19 protein-coding genes are annotated in these 19882 nt (G+C 48.0%); all 19 read left to right on the top strand.

The features are described from left to right. The first annotated feature begins 702 nt into the window (after positions 1-702). The 19 genes from NCCP2331_RS12000 (at position 703) to mreB (ending at position 19862) form a co-directional block, all read left to right on the top strand. Positions 703-1071 (top strand): ATP synthase subunit I, encoded by a 369-nt coding sequence (locus NCCP2331_RS12000; protein ID WP_153720967.1) that lies wholly within the window; start codon positions 703-705, stop codon positions 1069-1071. Between the two features lie 32 nt (positions 1072-1103). Continuing rightward, the gene (atpB, locus tag NCCP2331_RS11995; protein ID WP_153720848.1) at positions 1104-1814 is read left to right on the top strand and encodes a F0F1 ATP synthase subunit A; all 711 of its coding nucleotides are present in this window, start codon (positions 1104-1106) and stop codon (positions 1812-1814) included. 61 nt (positions 1815-1875) lie between these two features. Further along, positions 1876-2088, top strand: a complete 213-nt coding sequence (gene atpE / locus NCCP2331_RS11990) for a F0F1 ATP synthase subunit C (protein WP_009766206.1) — start codon at positions 1876-1878, stop codon at positions 2086-2088. Between the two features lie 209 nt (positions 2089-2297). Next, on the top strand, positions 2298-2789 hold the full coding sequence (atpF, locus tag NCCP2331_RS11985; RefSeq protein ID WP_264879256.1) for a F0F1 ATP synthase subunit B: 492 nt from the start codon (positions 2298-2300) through the stop codon (positions 2787-2789). After that, positions 2786-3322 carry a F0F1 ATP synthase subunit delta gene (locus tag NCCP2331_RS11980; protein ID WP_251670990.1) on the top strand — a complete coding sequence of 179 codons (537 nt, stop codon included), beginning with the start codon at positions 2786-2788 and terminating at the stop codon, positions 3320-3322. The genes atpF and NCCP2331_RS11980 overlap by 4 nt, the downstream gene beginning before the upstream one ends. A gap of 24 nt (positions 3323-3346) precedes the next feature. After that, positions 3347-4858, top strand: coding sequence for a F0F1 ATP synthase subunit alpha (gene atpA, locus NCCP2331_RS11975; protein ID WP_251670988.1), 1512 nt, complete (start codon positions 3347-3349; stop codon positions 4856-4858). 51 nt (positions 4859-4909) lie between these two features. After that, positions 4910-5767, top strand: a complete 858-nt coding sequence (gene atpG / locus NCCP2331_RS11970) for an ATP synthase F1 subunit gamma (protein WP_153720852.1) — start codon at positions 4910-4912, stop codon at positions 5765-5767. A gap of 35 nt (positions 5768-5802) precedes the next feature. After that, complete coding sequence (gene atpD / locus NCCP2331_RS11965; RefSeq protein WP_251670986.1) at positions 5803-7218, top strand: F0F1 ATP synthase subunit beta; 1416 nt, start codon at positions 5803-5805, stop codon at positions 7216-7218. Between the two features lie 24 nt (positions 7219-7242). After that, positions 7243-7647: a F0F1 ATP synthase subunit epsilon gene (locus NCCP2331_RS11960; RefSeq protein WP_251670984.1), complete on the top strand. Its 405-nt coding sequence runs from the start codon at positions 7243-7245 to the stop codon at positions 7645-7647. A gap of 263 nt (positions 7648-7910) precedes the next feature. Continuing rightward, positions 7911-8141 carry a DUF1146 family protein gene (locus NCCP2331_RS11955; protein WP_153720855.1) on the top strand — a complete coding sequence of 77 codons (231 nt, stop codon included), beginning with the start codon at positions 7911-7913 and terminating at the stop codon, positions 8139-8141. 495 nt (positions 8142-8636) lie between these two features. Beyond that, positions 8637-9935, top strand: coding sequence for a UDP-N-acetylglucosamine 1-carboxyvinyltransferase (gene murA / locus NCCP2331_RS11950; RefSeq protein WP_153720856.1), 1299 nt, complete (start codon positions 8637-8639; stop codon positions 9933-9935). A gap of 820 nt (positions 9936-10755) precedes the next feature. After that, positions 10756-11703: a stage II sporulation protein D gene (gene spoIID, locus NCCP2331_RS11945; RefSeq protein WP_251670982.1), complete on the top strand. Its 948-nt coding sequence runs from the start codon at positions 10756-10758 to the stop codon at positions 11701-11703. A 30-nt stretch (positions 11704-11733) separates the two neighbouring features. Next, positions 11734-12393, top strand: coding sequence for a M23 family metallopeptidase (locus tag NCCP2331_RS11940; RefSeq protein ID WP_309296373.1), 660 nt, complete (start codon positions 11734-11736; stop codon positions 12391-12393). A gap of 118 nt (positions 12394-12511) precedes the next feature. Continuing rightward, a complete protein-coding gene (locus tag NCCP2331_RS11935; protein WP_153720858.1) occupies positions 12512-12787 on the top strand; it encodes a sporulation transcriptional regulator SpoIIID in 276 nt (91 codons plus the stop codon). A gap of 262 nt (positions 12788-13049) precedes the next feature. Beyond that, positions 13050-14693, top strand: coding sequence for a glycerol-3-phosphate dehydrogenase/oxidase (locus tag NCCP2331_RS11930; RefSeq protein ID WP_251670980.1), 1644 nt, complete (start codon positions 13050-13052; stop codon positions 14691-14693). Between the two features lie 38 nt (positions 14694-14731). Next, positions 14732-15313 (top strand): glycerol-3-phosphate responsive antiterminator, encoded by a 582-nt coding sequence (locus NCCP2331_RS11925; protein ID WP_251670978.1) that lies wholly within the window; start codon positions 14732-14734, stop codon positions 15311-15313. 151 nt (positions 15314-15464) lie between these two features. Further along, entirely contained in the window at positions 15465-16316 is an 852-nt protein-coding gene (locus NCCP2331_RS11920; protein WP_251670976.1) for an MIP/aquaporin family protein, read from the top strand. 32 nt (positions 16317-16348) lie between these two features. Next, positions 16349-17842 (top strand): glycerol kinase GlpK, encoded by a 1494-nt coding sequence (gene glpK / locus NCCP2331_RS11915; RefSeq protein ID WP_251670973.1) that lies wholly within the window; start codon positions 16349-16351, stop codon positions 17840-17842. A 1015-nt stretch (positions 17843-18857) separates the two neighbouring features. Continuing rightward, positions 18858-19862: a rod shape-determining protein MreB gene (gene mreB, locus NCCP2331_RS11910; protein WP_153720969.1), complete on the top strand. Its 1005-nt coding sequence runs from the start codon at positions 18858-18860 to the stop codon at positions 19860-19862. The last annotated feature ends 20 nt before the right edge of the window (positions 19863-19882 follow it).

The following is a 19882-nucleotide window of genomic DNA, read 5'->3' as shown; positions in this document are numbered from 1 at the left end:
TGGCATAAGGAACCCTGTATTGCCTTAATTTCTGCAAAGAGCGCAGAAATACGGCAAAGCGAACCCTTCGCTGTTCGCTTGGCTCACCGCGGGCCCTCCGGAAAGCGTCCCCGGTTGGAGCAAGAGCCGTAACGAAGAACGGCTTTTGCGAGCAAAAGCGAAGCGTTGGGAGCACGTCTTTGTTCTAAATCCCGAACTGCATATTATATCAACATACCAATTGCGATTCGTATCTGTCGATTATCTGAAAAATCGCCAAAAACACACCGGGGTAAACGTCAAAAAAATACAACCCCAAAAGGACAAAACAAATATGTCGAATGTTTGACAATGAGAACACATTGTGAATAAATTCCCTTGAATCAATTGACATAAAAAACCCCCTATTGTATGCTAGCAAAGGGTAAGATTGATAAGAGACACATACATATCTTGAGTACAGAAATGATGTTTTCACGCTTTCAATTCTTACTGATATGAACGCCTGTTAGCCTCTTTGTCTGCTTTACACAAAGCAACGCTACCTGGTGAACAATAAAAGGCGCTTCACTTACAATTTCGAGATTCCAATGCAAGGAATCTATGTCGGTCAAAATGATGTAAGCGACAAAGTCTCATTTTTTTCGACACTCGTCGAAAAATCTGCTCAACTCTTCAACAACGCTGCTGGAATCCAAATACGAAATAGGAGAATCACCGACAATGCAAAGTATGCAGGAAATTTTCACAAGGCAGAAGAAGAGCTTCTTTTTTTTGCTTGCATTGTTTGGACTCGGCTGGTTCTTTTTGGACTACCGGACAATCTTCGCGGGACTCATCTTAGGTTCACTTTTCGGCATGTACAACTTTTGGATTTTAGTTCGACGGATGGAACGGTTTGACCGGGCCATTACGGAGGAAAAGCGTGCGAAGTCATTAGGCATGGGCTTACGTTTTGCATCGGGTGTAGCGGCGGCAGCCATTGCACTGTCTCTGCCGGAAGAGTTCAATCTGATCAGCACAGTAATCGGGTTAATGGTGCCTTATGTATTGCTGTTCACTGATCGACTGCTGTTCTATAGAGAGCATTAACACTTTACTAGCAAGGGGAGGTGAACAAAAACGTGAATCATGAAAATCCACATTTTGTTTTATTCGGAATCGGGTTCAACCCTTCGAATATATTGATGTTGTTTGTGACGTGTCTGATCGTCTTCCTGATTGCAGTTGCATCCACTCGCCGGCTTCAAATGAAACCAACGGGCATGCAGAACTTCATGGAATGGATTATGGACTTCGTCAAAGGCATCATTAAAAATAACATGGACTGGAAAACGGGAGGCCGCTTCCACGTGCTCGGAATTACCTTGATTATGTTTGTCTTCGTGGCAAATATGCTCGGACTTCCATTCTCAATCAGTTGGGATCACGAACTTTGGTGGAAATCACCGACAGCCGATCCAGTTATCACGTTAACCCTCGCTTCTACAGTTGTGGCGTTAACGCATTTCTATGGTATTAAACAACTTGGACTTGGAGGTTATTTCAAACAATACTTCCAGCCGATACCTTTCTTGGCACCTCTGAAAGTTATTGAGGAATTCGCAAATACGCTGACACTCGGTCTTCGTCTTTACGGAAACATTTTCGCAGGTGAAATCTTAATCGGTTTGCTTGCAACACTTGGTGCATCCAGCGTCTTCGGCTTAGTCGGAGCTGTGATCCCAGCACTCGCTTGGCTAGGTTTCTCCGTGTTCATCGGGGCGATCCAAGCATTTATCTTTGTTATGTTAACGATGGTCTATATGGCTCACAAAGTCAGCACAGACCACTAAACATAGAAATACCCTATTTTAGGGAAACCAAAACTACACAAATATTAGGAGGAAATACACTATGGGTTTATTAGCAGCAGCACTAGCAGTTGGTCTAGGTGCACTTGGCGCAGGTATCGGTAACGGTTTGATCGTTTCTAAGACAGTTGAAGGGATCGCTCGTCAGCCAGAGGCACGCGGCGTTCTACAAACAACTATGTTCATCGGTGTTGCATTGGTTGAGGCACTTCCAATCATCGCAACTGTTATTGCGTTTATCGTAATGAACAAATAATTTTGCAACATATGGCGAAGCACGTAGTATGGGTCTTCGCCATTGCTTTATGTGGAACAACATATGAATAACCTGAACATAGAATACTTCTGCCAAACACGCGGAAGACAGAAACGAAAGAGTCATGAGCTCTTGAAGGGAGTGAAACAATCGTGTTGGATACCTTCGTCCTCTTATCAGCAAACGCTGACGCAGGATTTTTAGCTAGTTTGAACCAGCGACTCAACTTAGGTGACATCATCGTCACTGTCGTATTTTTCACGATTCTCATGGTACTTCTAAAGAAGTTTGCATGGGGTCCGTTAATGGGTGTAATGGATCAACGGGCGCAATTAATCGCCACGGAGATCGAACAAGCCGAAAAAAGCCGTCAAGAATCTGCAAAGCTTCTTGAAGAGCAGCGCGCTTTGCTAAAAGAAGCACGCGACAACGCACAAGCTATCGTCGAAAACGCAAAGAAATCGGGTGACACTCAACGTGAAGAGCTGATTACGGCTGCACGCGCTGAAGTAAACCGGATGAAAGAAGCAGCAACTCTCGAAATCGCAACAGAAAAAGAGAAAGCTGTGGCAGCGGTTCGCGAAGAATTCGTATCTCTATCTATCTTGGCTGCGTCTAAAGTTCTTGGAAAAGAAATTTCTGAGGAAGATAACCGCGCATTGATCGAAGAAACGATTGTGAAGGCAGGGGAAGGACAATGAGCCAATCGGTAGTCGCAAGACGCTATGCCGTTGCATTGTTTGAAGCTGCGCAAGAAAAGCAACAGGCTCTGGCTGTGCAAACAGACTTGAAAGAGCTTCATAAAGTATTTAAAGAGGAAAAAGGATTAAGTGAGATGCTAAGCACTCCTAAATTCTCTATCCAAAAGAAAAAAGAATTAATTGGGCAATTTTTCAACGGTGCGAATCCGCTTGTATTGAACACACTATATGTGCTGGTCGATGCAGGACGTATTGGAGAAGCAGTGAACGTGATCGAAGACTACCAGGAAATTGCGAATGCAGCTTCCGGAGTTGCCGAAGCGAAAGTATACTCTACTCGTCCGTTAACAGTTGAAGAAAGCAATGCCATCTCTACTGCCTTTGCGCACAAAGTAGGGAAGCAGGCACTGCATATCGAAAACTTAATTGACCCAAGCCTAATCGGAGGCATCCGCCTTCAAATCGGCAACCAGATTATCGACAGCAGCATTAGTGCTAAATTAGCGCGTCTTGAGCGTCAATTAATCAATTAATTTGAATTAAGAGGGGTGACATACATGGGCATCAAAGCTGAGGAAATTAGCGGTCTGATTAAACAGCAGATCGAAAATTATCAGTCTGAAATGGAAGTAAGTGAAGTAGGTACTGTAATCCGTGTAGGTGACGGTATCGCACTTGCTCATGGCCTCGACAATGTCATGGCGGGGGAACTTCTTGAGTTCTCTACCGGTGTAATGGGTCTGGCACAAAACTTGGAAGCGAACAACGTAGGTATCGTTATCCTAGGACCATACACAGACATTAAAGAAGGCGATGAAGTTCGTCGTACAGGTCGTATTATGGAAGTACCAGTCGGAGAAGAATTGATCGGCCGTGTCGTCAATTCACTTGGACAGCCAGTTGACGGATTAGGTCCGATCAACACAACAAAAACACGCCCTATCGAAAGCCCTGCACAAGGGGTTATGGCGCGTAAATCAGTTCACGAACCACTGCAAACAGGAATCAAAGCGATTGACGCTCTAGTTCCAATCGGCCGTGGACAGCGTGAATTAATCATCGGTGACCGTCAAACAGGTAAAACTACTGTTGCGATTGATGCGATCCTAAACCAGGCAGACCAGAACATGATCTGTATCTATGTAGCAATTGGACAAAAAGAATCCACTGTTCGTGGAGTTGTTGAAACTCTTCGCCGCAATGGTGCTCTTGATTACACAATTGTTGTTACAGCATCTGCTTCAAGCCCGTCTCCAATGCTTTACCTTGCACCATACACAGGTATTTCAATGGCAGAAGAATTCATGTTCGACGGCAAGCACGTACTAATTGTTTATGATGATCTATCAAAACAAGCTGCAGCTTACCGTGAACTTTCCCTTCTACTTCGTCGTCCTCCGGGCCGTGAAGCATATCCAGGGGATGTCTTCTACTTGCACAGCCGTTTACTTGAACGTGCTGCAAAATTGAATGACTCATTAGGAGCAGGTTCTATTACTGCACTTCCATTCGTTGAAACACAGGCTGGAGATATCTCCGCTTATATTCCGACGAACGTAATCTCTATCACAGACGGACAGATCTTCCTTCAGTCCGACCTATTCTTCTCAGGCGTACGTCCTGCTATCAACGCAGGTCTATCCGTTTCCCGAGTTGGTGGATCGGCGCAAATTAAAGCGATGAAGAAGGTTGCAGGTACACTTCGTTTGGACCTTGCAGCATTCCGTGAACTAGAGGCATTCTCACAATTCGGTTCATCTCTTGATCCGTCTACAAGAGCGAAACTTGACCGCGGTCAGCGTACAGTTGAACTTTTGAAGCAGGACTTGAATAAACCGTTGAAAGTCGAATACCAGGTTGTCAGCCTTTATGCACTGACACGTGGATATCTCGACAGTATTCCAGTAAAAGACGTATTGCGTTTTGAAGCTGAAATCACTAGCTGGTTAGAATCAAACCACACGGAAGTTTATGATCATATCCGTACAACAAAAGATCTTCCAGCGGATGACGTAATGAGCGCAGCGTTCAACGACTTCAAGAAAAACTTCGTAACTTCAGAAGCGTAAATCAACGCAGTATTCTTGAATTGATCTTAAAATAAAGGTGGTGAATAGCCAGTGGCGTCCTTACGCGAGATAGAAAGCCGTATTGCTTCAACGAAAAAGACGAGCCAGATCACGAAAGCGATGCAAATGGTCTCTGCCTCTAAACTGAACCGTGCTGAGATTAACGCGAAGAAATTCGTGCCTTACATGGATAAAGTTGAAGAAGTGGTCAGTGCCATAGCAGCCGTAACGAAAGATTCAGGACATCCATTGCTTACTGCACGTCCCGTCAAGAAAACTGCGTACATCGTAGTCACTTCCGACCGTGGACTCGTAGGCGGATATAACGCGCATATTTTCCGTGCAGTCAGCCGTGCAATTGAACAGCGCCATAAGTCGAAAGATGAAGTGGTCATTATCCCAATCGGCCGTAAAGGCTTTGAATACTTCAGTCGTCTGGAATACCGGATTGAAGAAAGCTTAATCGGACTTTCAGATCACCCTCGTTTTGAAGAAGTAAAAGATATCGCGAATCGGGCTGTTGGCATGTTCACAGAAGGCGTTTACGATGAAGTGTACTTGTATTACAACCACTTCATCTCCGCCATCTCTAACGAAGCAACTGAACGTAAATTGCTTCCGCTCACAGATATTTCATCCGTATCAGCATCTTCATCATATGAGTTCGAGCCTTCTGCGGAAGCGATTCTCGAAACACTTCTCCCTCAATATACGGAGAGTCTCATATATGGAGCAGTGTTGGATGGAAAGGCGAGCGAACATGCTTCCAGTATGACAGCGATGAAGACGGCGACAGACAATGCGTCTGAACTAATCGATTCGTTAACATTACAATTTAACCGTGCACGTCAAGCAGCGATCACTCAAGAAATTACTGAAATCGTAGCCGGCGTAGCAGCACTCGAATAAATCATTTGAAGGTAAGTAAGACAGGAGGGAAAAGCATGAGTAATGGACATATTCTTCAGGTTATGGGTCCGGTTGTAGACGTTAAGTTCGAAGGCGGACAGCTTCCTGCGATCTATAACGCATTGAAGGTTAATATCGACCGCGCGAATGGCGTAGTTGAAGTGTTGACTCTTGAGGTGGCACTTCACCTTGGAGACGATGCGGTTCGTACGATTGCGATGTCCTCGACAGATGGTCTGAAACGCGGTACGCCCGTAGTAGATACAGGTGCACCTATTTCTGTTCCAGTCGGTGACATTACACTCGGACGTGTATTTAACGTACTAGGCGAGGAGATCGACCTAGCTGAACCAGTTCCGGCTGATTCACAACGTGACCCGATTCACCGTTCAGCACCAACGTTTGAATTCCTTTCCACAGAAGTTGAAATTCTGGAAACTGGAATCAAAGTAGTTGACTTGCTTGCACCATACATCAAGGGTGGTAAAATCGGCCTCTTCGGTGGTGCCGGTGTAGGTAAAACAGTTCTGATTCAGGAATTGATCAACAACATTGCTCAAGAGCACGGCGGTATTTCGGTATTCGCTGGTGTTGGTGAGCGTACGCGTGAAGGAAATGACTTGTTCTTTGAAATGACGGACTCTGGCGTTATCAAGAAAACGGCAATGGTCTTCGGTCAAATGAACGAGCCGCCTGGCGCACGTATGCGTGTTGCACTTTCCGGATTGACAATGGCTGAGCACTTCCGTGATGAGCAGGGACAAGACGTTCTATTGTTCATCGATAATATTTTCCGCTTTACACAAGCAGGTTCTGAAGTTTCTGCACTTCTTGGACGTATGCCGTCTGCGGTTGGTTACCAGCCGACATTGGCTACAGAAATGGGTCAGTTACAAGAACGAATCACTTCTACAAATAAAGGTTCCGTTACATCGATCCAAGCGATCTATGTACCAGCGGATGACTATACGGATCCAGCACCGGCAACAACGTTTGCTCACTTGGATGCGACAACGAACTTGGAGCGTAAGCTTTCTGAGATGGGTATCTACCCAGCAGTAGATCCGCTTGCTTCTTCTTCACGCGCATTAAGTGCTGAAATTGTCGGACCTGAACACTACCGTGTAGCACGTGAAGTACAGACTACGCTTCAGCGATACCGTGAATTGCAGGATATCATCGCGATTCTGGGTATGGATGAGTTGGATGAAGATGACAAGCAGATTGTTGACCGTGCTCGCCGTATTCAGTTCTTCTTATCACAGAACTTCCACGTAGCTGAACAGTTTACAGGACAAAAAGGTTCTTATGTTCCAGTTGCTGAAACGATTAAAGGCTTCGCTGAAATTCTGGAAGGTAAGTACGACCACCTTCCTGAAGATGCATTCCGTTTAGTCGGACGCATTGAAGAAGTTATCGAAAAAGCAAAAGGCATGGGTGTCGAAGTCTAAGAATAGGGACCAGGAGGGAAAAAAATGAGTAAAATCAAAGTGAATATCGTCACTCCCGACGGCCCTGTTTGTGAAATGGATGCGAACATGGTGATTGCAGTTACTGAAGCTGGTGAGATCGGGGTACTTCCCGGCCACATCGCAATGGTAGCACCGCTTCAAATTGGAGCACTTCGCCTGAAAACAGACGGCAAGACAGAAACTGTCGCAGTCCACGGAGGTTTCATCGAGGTTCGTCCTGAAGTGGTTACTGTATTGGCGCAAAGTGCTGAAATGGCTGAGTCCATTGACATTGCACGCGCAAAGAAAGCAGCAGAGAAAGCAGAATCCGACCTGAAAACAAAAACCGACAGTCTGGACCTGCGTTTAGCTGAGCTTGATTTGAAACGTGCCATTAACCGTATGCAAGTGTATGAGCAGCGTGTATAAATAGCAGTATGAGGGCGGACAGACTTTGTTTCTGTTCGCCCGTTTTTAGTATCTCGGCATCGCAGGCAGCCGGCGAATCGGTCTGAAACTGCACAAGCGCGCCAAAAGTGCACGGGAACGCGCGAAAAACGTCCTCGAACGAACCAAAACAGACGCCGCGCGCACCAAAGTGAGATTCAGCCGAACCAAAGTCTGTATCAAACGCACCAAAAGAGGACTGAAGCGCACCAAAACGCACAAATTTCTTGAAAGGAGCCTGGAAAATGAGTTCACTCGGCAGTAATCCATTGCTCGCGATCGTATCGCATATTTTTTTCATTGGGATTAGTTTTTATGCATTGCAGGCGATCTTAACTCAGGCAATCATCCGTAAAAACCGCGTCTTCCAAACACAGCTTTTGTTTATTTTGCTAAGTATTGCAATTGGTTCGACCGTATCAAATTTCTTTTTAGACATATCCTATTGGTCAGGAAGATGGGCGACCTGGTTTTGACTTCCTTCAGCTGAAGTGCTCTGGGATTGCAGCCGGAGTTCAAACTCCGGCTGAAAGAAGTTAAAACCTTAAGTGTTTTGGTTATGTAAATGGGTTGTGGATGGGATACCGTTGATCTGTGCAAATCCCCACTGCAAACCAATTGCTTCTAACTCTTAACATGCCACACAATATACAAACTGCACGCCAGGCGTAAATTAATTTGTCGAAAAGTGTGTACAGTCTTTTAAACTAGGGTATTACGATAAATATGTCCAATATTACATCGCTTGTAATATACACATTGTGTCAAAAAGCCACATATACTAGGTTACGTATGAAATACTCAAAAACTGCGCCTGAAGTTACTTGTCTAGTAAAGTTTTACGGGGTACAATAGAATGTGTTTTATGTGTGAATTTACTGAATGGATATGTGATGAATATAACAACAGAAATGTTTATTGATGATAATAAGATGTGGGCGAAGGATAAACTTGACTCGGAGGGGCTAGTGGTGGAAAAAATTATTATTAACGGCGGACGGACTTTACAAGGGAACGTGCGTGTAGAAGGTGCGAAGAATGCGGTACTGCCGATCTTAGCAGCTGCTTTATTGGCATCTGAAGGGGTAAACGTGATTCGTGATGTGCCAAACTTGTCTGATGTTCGGACAATCAATGAGGTACTTAAAAGCTTGAACGCGAAAATTACGCATAACCCGGAGAACAATGAAGTGATCATCGACTCTCAAGGAAAACTGGCGGATGAAGCGCAATTTGAGTTTGTACGTAAAATGAGAGCATCCATCTTAGTAATGGGGCCTTTATTGGCGCGTAACGGATTTGCCCGAGTTGCATTGCCTGGCGGCTGTGCGATTGGTTCAAGACCGATTGACCAGCACTTAAAAGGTTTCGAAGCGATGGGGGCTGAAATCACTTTTGGACATGGTCATGTAGAAGCAAAAGTTGACGGACGTTTGAAGGGCGCAAAGATTTACTTGGATTTCCCAAGCGTCGGCGCGACGGAAAATATCATGACGGCTGCTGCATTGGCTGAAGGTACCACTGTGATCGAGAACGCTGCAAAAGAACCGGAGATCGTGGACTTGGCGAACTTCATTAATGAAATGGGCGGTAAAGTAGTCGGCGCCGGTACAGACAATATCCGTATCGAAGGTGTCTCTACACTTTATGCTTCTGTCCACCACATTATTCCGGACCGTATTGAAGCAGGAACATTCATGGTGGCAGCCGCGATCACTGGTGGAGATATCGTCATTGAAAACGCAGTGCCTGAACACTCCACTGCTTTGATTTCCAAGATGACGGAAATGGGCGTAGTGGTAACGGAATTGGATGAAGGAGTTCGAGTTACAGCGAAACATCCATTAAAGGCAGTCGATTTGAAGACGATGCCGCATCCAGGATTCCCTACTGATATGCAGTCACAAATGATGGCATTGATGCTGACGGCAACAGGTACAGGTGTATTGACGGAAACCGTATTTGAAAACCGCTTCATGCATGTGGAGGAATTCCGCCGTATGAATGCTGACGTAAAGATTGAAGGACGCTCTGTAATCGTATCAGGACCATCCAAGATTCAGGGAGCTGAAGTCGCAGCAACTGATTTACGTGCCGCTGCATCATTAATCTTAGCCGGCCTCGTTGCAGAAGGGGTCACTCGTGTTACTGAACTCATTCATCTAGACCGCGGCTATGTTGACTTCGACAAAAAGCTCAAAGCACTGGGTGCCGATATTACACGCGTCTCATCTGAACAGGAAGTTACCGAAGCAACACAACTCGTATAATCGATCAAAACCATGGACATTCATTGTTCGTGGTTTTTTTGTTTGCAGCAGCTGACGGGTGGTATGTATTGCCTGCAATTCGTCTTGAGTTTCCCGAAAGCGTGTACGAGTTCCCCGCAAAGTGTATTGAGTTTTCCGGAAGTGTGCGAGCCCTCCGTAAAGTCGCTTGAGCTCCCCGAAAGCGTGTGCGAGTTCCCCGCAAATTGTCTTGAGTTCTCCGGAAGTGTGCGAGTTCTCCGTAAAGTCGCCTGAGTTCCCCGAAAGTGTGTGCGAGTCCCCCGCAAAGTGTTGAGTTCTCCGAAAGTGTGCGAGTCCTCCGTAAAGTCGCTGGAGTTCCCCGAAAGTGTGTGCGAGTCCCCCGCAAAGTGTCTTGAGTTCTCCCGAAGTGTGCGAGTCCTCCGCAAAGTCGCTGGAGTTTCCCGAAAGCGTGTACGAGTTCCCCGCAAATTGTCTTGAGTTCTCCGGAAGTGTGCGAGTCCTCCGCAAAGTCGCTTGAGCTTCCCGAAAGCGTGTGCGAGTTCCCCGCAAATTGTCTTGAGTTCTCCGGAAGTGTGCGAGTCCTCCGCAAAGTCGCTTGAGCTCTCCGAAAGCGTGTGCGAGTCTCCCGCAAAGTGTCTTGAGTTCCCCGAAAGTGTGTGCGAGTCTCCCGCAAATTGTCTTGAGTTCTCCGGAAGTGTGCGAGTTCTCCGTAAAGTCGCTGGAGTTCCCCGAAAGCGCCCGCGAGTCCCCCGCAATGCAGCCTGAGTTCCCCTTCCATAACGCAATCCCTTCCACTAAAATCCTTCTTCATAAACTTCCACTTCGCTGCATATAGTCCAGTATGTACAAAAAACTACTCCTTTTATTCATCATTCTAACTTTATTTTTTATTCCGATCCTGCTAAAACAAGCGCCAGAGCTGAAGCTGGCAGAACAGCGAAAGGAGAAGACGTGCGAGATTATGATTACGGTCACCGGGGTGGACGAGCCGCTTTCATTGGAAGAGTATGTGGTGGGAGTTGTCGCTGGTGAGATGCCGGCTGATTTCCATGAGGAAGCGCTGAAGGCCCAGGTGATTGCCGCGCGTACCTATGCGGCGCGCAATACGGATAAAGGAAAGAAGCCGATTGCGAAGGATGTGTCGGCGCAAGTGTACCGGACAGAAGCTGAGCGCAAGGAACGCTGGGGGAAGTCGTTTAAGCAGAATGAGAAAAAGATCCGGGCAGCTGCCGAATCGACGAGGGGGGACATTGTTGTTCACGGCGAGGAAATCATCTCCGCGATGTTCTTCTCTACATCTAACGGCCAGACGGAAGCTGCGCAGAACTTCAGCGGCAATCCTGTAGAGTACTTGCAAAGCGTAGAGAGTCCGGGGGAGGAGGACGTGGCGCCTGAAGTCGAGCGTAAATTGCAGATGACGCTGACGGAATGGAACCGCAAGCTTCAATTGAACTGGGATGCCAATGAATTCCGGGAGCTGCAGCTCGTGAGGAATCCAACAGGCCGGGTTCAGAAAATTATGTCCGGCCAGTATGAAGCGAGCGGGCGGCAGATCCGGGAGAAACTTAATTTGGCGTCGACGGATTTCAATATTGCCTATGACGTGAATAATCAAATTGTTCATATTACAACGCTTGGCTACGGGCATGGCGTCGGGATGAGCCAGTACGGTGCGGAAGCATTTGCGCAGAAGGGCTGGACCGCGGAACAGATAATTTCCCACTATTATACAGGGACACGCATACAAAAAATAAATTTATCAGGAGACGAATGTTTAAAATCCCCGTAACTTGCAAAGAATGCAAGTGAGGTGATGACAATGAGAGAAGAAAAACCAAAGATCCCTTCTCAGGATAGCAAAAAAGCAAAAAACGGCTGGTTCTGGCCTGCCATTTATACGGGAGTCGCGCTTTTATTTGTCGGCATGGTATGGGGATACTCCGCTATGACAGGCAAAGATGAAGTGGCAACATCCGATGTGGCGAAGATCGATCAGCCGAATAAAGATGTCACGGTGGAAACGAACGCGGACAAAGAAACACTGAAGTATCCATTCCATGAAGACCAGCTGGACCAAGTCGCTATTTTACAAGAGTTTTATGATCCTTCAGCAGATGAAGCTACACGCGAAAAAGCATTGCTCGTTTTTAAACAGACGTATGTCACAAGCAATGGCCTGGCCATTTCAATGGACGGACAGCCGTTCGAAGCAGTTGCAGCCATGAGCGGAACGGTTGAAGAAGTCATTGTGGATTCGTTCAAAGGCACGGAAGTCAAGATCAAGCACGCAGACGGCATGACGACAGTCTACGGTTCATTGACAGGCGTTCTCGTCAAAGAGGGCGATGAAGTCCAGCAAGGACAAGTACTCGCAGTGACAACGCAGAATGAATGGAATCCGGAAGCGGGCGTTCATTTGCAATTCGAGGTCCATCAAGAAGGCAAAGCAGTCAATCCGCACAGCTACCTAGCATTTTAATACTGAATTTCCTGAGCCATTCCAGCCCCCCCGGAATGGCTTTTTCATATGTTCGGAAGAGAACGCATACAATACAGTACCTAAAGGAGTGAAGAGTGAAGAGAGAAAGGAAGAGGGCGTGCACGAGCAAATTAGAAGGCGTTGCGTACGTCTCGGAAAGCTGCTGATCGAAACGAAACTGACCGTGCGCGCGCTGGCCAGTGCCACCGGCTACTCAAAAAGCACGGTGCATAAAGATTTGACCGAGCGGCTGCCGAACGTCGATCCGGGACTGTCGGAGCAAGTCGCAGAAATCCTTGCTTACCATAAATCAATCCGCCACCTGCGCGGAGGAGAGGCGACCCGTCAAAAATGGAAAAATGAAATCCCCGCGCAGAAGGCGGATGCCAAGTGAAGAGTCCCATTACTTGTAATCTATTCGCCGGCTTGATACAATACAGACAAGTTAATATTTCTGGTTTGAGTTATTGAGAGACCTCAAAGAGTGATTGTCGAGTGCAATCGTTCTTTTGAGGTCTCTTTTTTATCTGTATACAGATAAAAAAGCCTCCGGCGGATGTCATGGATTTTGAATCGTGCAAGCACGATTCAAAATCCAGACGCAATCACTCCGAGGCGTGATTGATTAAAAGAATATATTAAAAGGAGAGAGCAGCATGACTACATTTTCAGCAATGAAGCGCGAAGAAATAATGGATCGGTTGGATTCAGAGTTATTTGACGTAGTGGTAATCGGGGGCGGTATTACAGGGGCAGGGATTGCACTGGATGCCGTTACGCGCGGTTTGAAGACGGCGCTGATTGAGATGCAGGATTTCGCTTCCGGCACGTCCAGCCGCTCGACAAAGCTTGTGCACGGGGGATTGCGCTATCTGAAGCAGTTTGAAATTAAGGAAGTGGCGGAGCTCGGCAAAGAACGGGCCATCGTCTATGAAAACGGCCCGCATGTCACGACACCTGAACGCATGCTGCTGCCGTTTCATAAAGGCGGGACGTTCGGCAGTTTCTCGACAGCGATCGGCCTGCAGGTCTATGATTTCCTGGCAGGCGTAAAAAAATCCGAGCGCAGAACGATGCTGAACGTCGGACAGACAATCAAGCAGGCGCCGTTAGTGAAAAAAGATGGCCTGCAGGGCAGCGGGATGTACGTAGAGTACCGGACGGATGATGCGCGACTGACGATTGAGGTGATGAAAGCGGCGGCGGAAAAAGGCGCGGTCATCTTGAATTATGCGAAGGCGGCGGGCTTCACCTATGATGACGTGCAGAAAATCGACGGCGTGCACGTACAGGACATGACTTCGAATAAAAAACTGACGATCCAGGCGAAAAAAGTCATCAATGCGGCGGGCCCGTGGGTGGATGAAGTGAAGGATCTGGACGGCACCACATCGGGCAAGCATTTGATTCTGTCAAAAGGCATCCATCTCGTATTCGACCATTCCGTGTTCCCGCTGAAACAGGCGATCTACTTCGACACGCCGGACAAGCGGATGATTTTTGCCATACCGCGTGAAGGGAAGACCTATGTCGGCACGACCGATACATTTTATGAAGGCGATCCGAATGAAATGCAAATTACCGAAGCAGACCGTGCGTATATTCTCGATGCAATCCGTTATATGTTCCCAAAAGTAGACATCACGGCAATGGACGTCGAGTCCAGCTGGGCAGGTGTGCGCCCGCTCGTTCATGAGGATGGCAAGGGCCCTTCGGAAATCTCCCGTAAAGACGAAATTTGGGAATCGGAAAAAGGGCTTATTACGATTGCTGGCGGAAAACTGACCGGATATCGTAAAATGGCAGAGACTGTCGTCAACAAAGTCGTGCGTCAGCTGTCCAATGAAACGGGACGTAAATTCCCGCGCAGCATCACGAAGCATTTCCCGATTTCCGGCGGTGACATCGGCGGATCATCCAACTACCAGCGTTTCATTCGCCAGGCGGTCGAACGCGGACAGGCGGCAGGTTTCACAGAACGCGAAAGCCGTCATCTGGCGGCGCTCTACGGCTCGAATGTGGATAAAGTATTTGCGATTCCGTATGAGCCGGCGACAGACATGCCCCGCATACTGTACGTGAAACTGCGCTATGCGATCGAACAGGAAATGGCCGTGAAACCGACGGATTTTTTCGTGCGCCGGACGGGCGATCTGTATTTCCATATCGCCAATGTGCGGGCAGGGAAGACGGATGTGCTCAATGAAATGGCCGCTATTTTGAAGTGGTCCGGGGACCAGCGCACACAGTACGAAGAGGAATTGAATGAGGAAATCAGGAAAGCTACGACTGTGGTTTGACAGTATAGAAAAAAGCAGTGAGAGGAGAGCGCAAAAACATGCCTTTTCACAACCAGAAAATCCTGCCGGCAGCGCGAACGGCAAAACAGTTTGAAAGGCTGCTGGCAAGCCCGTTTGAATACATTGTCCTGCTGGAAGTGCATATCAGCAATGTAAAGACGTTGAAGCACGAGGCGGACAAGCGATGCAAGAAACTGATCATCCACGCTGATTTGATCCAGGGCTTGAAGACGGATAACTTTGCTGCAGACTTCCTTTGCAATGATATTCGGCCTGCCGGCATCATCTCTACACGCTCGAATATGATCGCAAAAGCCAAGGCGAAGGGAATCATTGCGATCCAGCGCATGTTCTTGCTTGATACGATTGCGCTCGAAAAAAGCTATTCACTGATCAAGCAGACAGCGCCTGATTTCATTGAAATGCTGCCGGGGGTTATTCCGGAACTTATCGAAGAAGTGCAGGAACAAACAGGCATTCCGATTATTAACGGCGGCTTGATCCGCACGAAGAAACATATCGACGATGCGCTCAGTGCAGGCGCGGTGGCGGTGACTACTTCGGATCATGCGCTATGGGAAATGTTCACTAATAATGCGGATTTCGGAAATTCCTATTGACAGACAATTCCATCGAAGATATACTTAGTGATAAGTTCATAAACGTGGTTGAGTACAGGAGCCCACAATTACTTTCTTGCCTTGCGCAGGGATTTAATTGTGGGCTTTTTCTTGTTCTCAATCACAAAAAACAATAGGGAGGAGAAAGAAGATGACACCATTTGTTGGGGAATTGATTGGCACGATGATTTTGATTATCTTTGGCGGGGGAGTAGTCGGCGGTGTGGTAATGAAGAAGTCAAAAGCGGAAGGCGCAGGCTGGATCGTGATTACAGTGGGCTGGGGGCTTGCAGTCGCCATGGGGGTATACGCAGTTGGAGGTGTCAGCGGGGCGCACTTGAATCCTGCCGTCACAGTCGGTCTGGCAACAATTGGGGATTTTGCCTGGGCAGATGTGCCAATGTACATCGTTGCGCAAATGCTTGGAGCGATTGCGGGAGCCGTCATCGTCTATCTGCAATATTTACCGCACTGGAAGGAAACAGAGGACAAAGAGGCAAAGCTGGCGGTATTTGCAACGAGTCCGGCTATCCGTCATCCGCTGTCCAATCTGACAAGTGAAATCATCGGTACATTCGTCTTGCTGCTCGGCCTGCTGTCAATCGGTGCGAATGAATTCACAGAGGGACTGAATCCTCTCATTGTCGGTGCACTCATCATCGCAATCGGCGTTTCGCTCGGCGGAACGACTGGCTACGCGATCAATCCGGCACGTGACCTCGGTCCGCGGATTGCGCATTTCTTCCTTCCCATTTCAGGCAAAGGAACTTCCGATTGGGGCTATGCCTGGATTCCGATCGTCGGTCCGGTACTCGGCGGTGCATTTGGTGCCTTATTCTACCGTCAGTTTTTCATAAGGGAAAACAGTCTGGCTTTCTGGATTGTCGGCGCGATTGTTTTAGCGGTTCTGCTGGCTGCACAATTTACCGTGCGCAATGAACCTGTGCCAGTCTATCAGTTAACGAGTGCGACAGAAGCAGAAACGGAGCAAGAACGTGTATAATGAAAAACAACTAGGTATTGGAGGAATTGAGAATGACAGAAAAATATATTTTGGCGCTTGATCAGGGAACCACTAGTTCACGGGCTATTTTGTTTGATTCGAAAGGTGAAATCTACCATACAGCGCAACAGGAATTTACACAGTATTTTCCGAAATCCGGCTGGGTGGAACATAATGCGGATGAAATCTGGAGTTCCATTCTCTCTGTCATCGCTGCTGTGATTTCTGAAAAGAATATTCATGCCAATCAAATTGAAGCAATCGGAATAACGAATCAGCGCGAAACGACGGTTGTCTGGGATAAACATACCGGAAACCCGGTGTATCACGCGATTGTCTGGCAATCACGCCAAACAGCAGATATTTGCGAGGAATTGAAAGAAAACGGTTACAATGAATTATTCCGCAATAAAACCGGCCTGCTGATCGATGCGTATTTCTCCGGAACGAAAGTAAAATGGATTCTTGATAACGTGGAGGGCGCGCGTGAACGGGCAGAAAACGGCGACTTGCTGTTCGGCACAATCGACACGTGGATCATCTGGAAGCTGTCTGGCGGCAAAGCGCATGTGACGGATTATTCCAATGCGTCGAGAACACTCATGTACAATATTCACGACTTGAAATGGGATGAGGAGCTGCTTGAGATTTTAGATGTACCGGCGTCCATGCTGCCGAAAGTCTGCCAATCATCCGAAGTATATACACATACTGATGCTGCGCATTTCTTCGGACACGAAGCGCCCATCGCGGGAATCGCAGGAGACCAGCAGGCAGCTTTATTCGGCCAGGCCTGCTTTGAAAGCGGCATGGTGAAAAATACGTACGGCACAGGCTGCTTCATGTTAATGAACACAGGCGAAAAAGCCGTAACTTCGGAACACGGGCTGTTGACGACAATCGCCTGGGGGATAGACGGTAAAGTGGAATATGCGCTGGAAGGCAGTATTTTCGTGGCAGGATCCGCGATTCAATGGCTGCGTGACGGGATGCGGATGTTCCGCAATGCTTCTGAAAGTGAGCTCTATGCAAAACGGGTAGATTCAACGGACGGAGTGTATGTGGTCCCGGCATTTGTCGGACTCGGAACTCCATACTGGGACAGTGACGTCAAAGGCGCGGTCTTTGGCTTAAGCCGCGGGACAACGAAAGATCATTTCGTGCGGGCGACGCTTGAATCACTCGCCTATCAAACAAAAGACGTACTCGACGCAATGGAAGCCGATTCCGGAATTTCATTGAAAACCTTGCGCGTGGACGGCGGGGCTGTATCCAACAATTTCCTCATGCAATTCCAGTCTGATCTGCTGAATGTGCCGGTAGAACGTTCAACGATCAATGAAACCACAGCGCTCGGAGCCGCCTATTTGGCAGGGCTTGCCGTAGGATTCTGGGAGAACTGCGACGAGATCGAATCACACTGGCGTCTGGACCGGGCATTTGAACCGGACATGAAGGAAGAAAAAAGAGAAGAGCTGTACGCAGGCTGGAAGAAAGCAATCGTTGCGACAACAGCTTTTAAATAAGCAAAATTTGAGAGAGGCAGAGCGAGAAATCAGATGGGTGATTTCTTGTGAAGTCTCTTTTTTGTGTGTAATTCATTTGGCTGGCGCGCTGGTGTTATTTCGAATGAAATACGTGCCGCTATGATCATGGAATCAGCTCAAGCGCTCATAGCCACACGACAGCCGCTCATTCCGCCCCGATCTGTGATCATACCAGGCTGTCGCGTGATCATACCGCGTACCGCCGTGATCATTGGAACTGCTTCCGCGCTCATAGCCGGGCTGATTTCATTTGGAACAGCGGGAATGGTGCGCGCCGGGGCAGTTTTGGTGCGTTGGCGGAGCCGTTTCGCGCGCGGCAGTACGCGAATGGTGCGGTGGCCTGCGTATTTGGTTCGCGGCCGGACCCTTTTGGCGCGGTTCGACGGTGTATTGGCGCGCGTGGCTGAGCTGCTGACATTATTTCGAATGAAGTCCCTGCTGCGATGATCATGGAATCGGCTCAACCGCTCATAGCCGCACGCCAGCCGCTCATACCGCCCCGATCTGTGATCATACCAGGCTGTCGCGTGATCATACCGCGTACCGCCGTGATCATTGGAACTGCTTCCGCGCTCATAGCCGGGCTGATTTCATTTGAAACAGCGCGAATGGTGCGGCGGCAGGCGTTTTTGGTTCGCGACTGGACCTTTTTGGCGCGGTTCGACGGCGTATTGGCGCGCGTGGCTGAGCTGCAGACGTTATTTCGAATGAAGTCCATACCGCCATGATCATGGAATCGGCTCAACCACTCATACCCACGCGCCAGCCGCTCATTCCGCCACGACCCGTGATCATGCCATGCTGCCGCGTGATCATACCGCGCACCGCCGTGATCATACACCCCCCGCAAACGCTCATACACCAACCCAAATTCCAGCATTTTCCGACAATAAATATAAATATCCTAACGAACTATGACATTCGAATAGGAAATATGATACAATTCATAGTTAGAATACTACATATAAACAGGGTGGAAGGGGAAGCGACAGCGATGTTTTCGAAAGATATAGGGATTGACCTGGGAACAGCCAACTTATTGATTCATGTGAAGGGGAAGGGCATTGTCATCAACGAGCCCGCGGTTGTGGCAATTGAAAAAAACTCAAAAAAAGTACTGGCTGTCGGGGATGAGGCGTACCAGATGGTCGGGCGGACGCCGGGGAACATCGTCGTCGTGCGTCCAATGAAAGATGGCGTCATTGCAGATTTTGATGTGACGGAAGCTATGCTCAGTCACTTTATTAATAAATTAAATGTCAAAGGTTTCTTATCCAAGCCTAGAATTTTAATTTGCTGTCCGACAAATATCACAAGCGTCGAGCAGAAAGCGATTCGCCAGGCAGCTGAAAAGTCCGGCGGCAAGCAAGTATTTCTGGAAGAAGAACCGAAAGTCGCAGCGATCGGCGCGGGTATGGATATTTTCCAGCCGACCGGTAATATGGTCATTGATATCGGCGGCGGCACGACGGATGTAGCCGTTTTATCGATGGGCGACATCGTATCGTCGGAATCCATCAACACTGCAGGCGATCAGTTCGATCACGACATCATCCAGCATATTAAAAAACAGCATAAATTATTGATCGGTGACCGCACTGCCGAGCAGATTAAAAAGGAAGTCGGCACGGTGTTCATTGAAAAAGCCAAGCCGAGTAAAATTGATATCCGAGGACGTGATATGGTTTCCGGGCTTCCGAAGACCGTGACCATCACTTCTGAAGAAATCAACAAAGCGCTGCAAGAATCGGTGAACTTAATCGTCCAGGCTGCAAAAAACGTACTCGAAAAGACACCGCCTGAACTGTCTGCGGACATCATCGACCTCGGTGTGTTCCTGACTGGCGGCGGCGCGATGATTCATGGAATCGATATGCTGCTGTCCGAAGAATTAAAAGTGCCGGTGTTCATTTCAGAAAACCCGCTGAACTGTGTGGCTATCGGGACAGGCGTCCTGCTGGAGACGGTGGGGAAATCTGCCGCACGTTCACGCAGATAACGACATTTTACCGGAAATTA

Origin of the sequence: Sporosarcina sp. NCCP-2331 (genome assembly GCF_023707945.1) — a bacterium.
GTDB classification, from domain to species: Bacteria; Bacillota; Bacilli; order Bacillales_A; family Planococcaceae; genus Sporosarcina; species Sporosarcina cascadiensis.
Note: the sequence above shows the minus strand (reverse complement) of the source record. Positions and strands in the feature narration are given on the sequence as shown.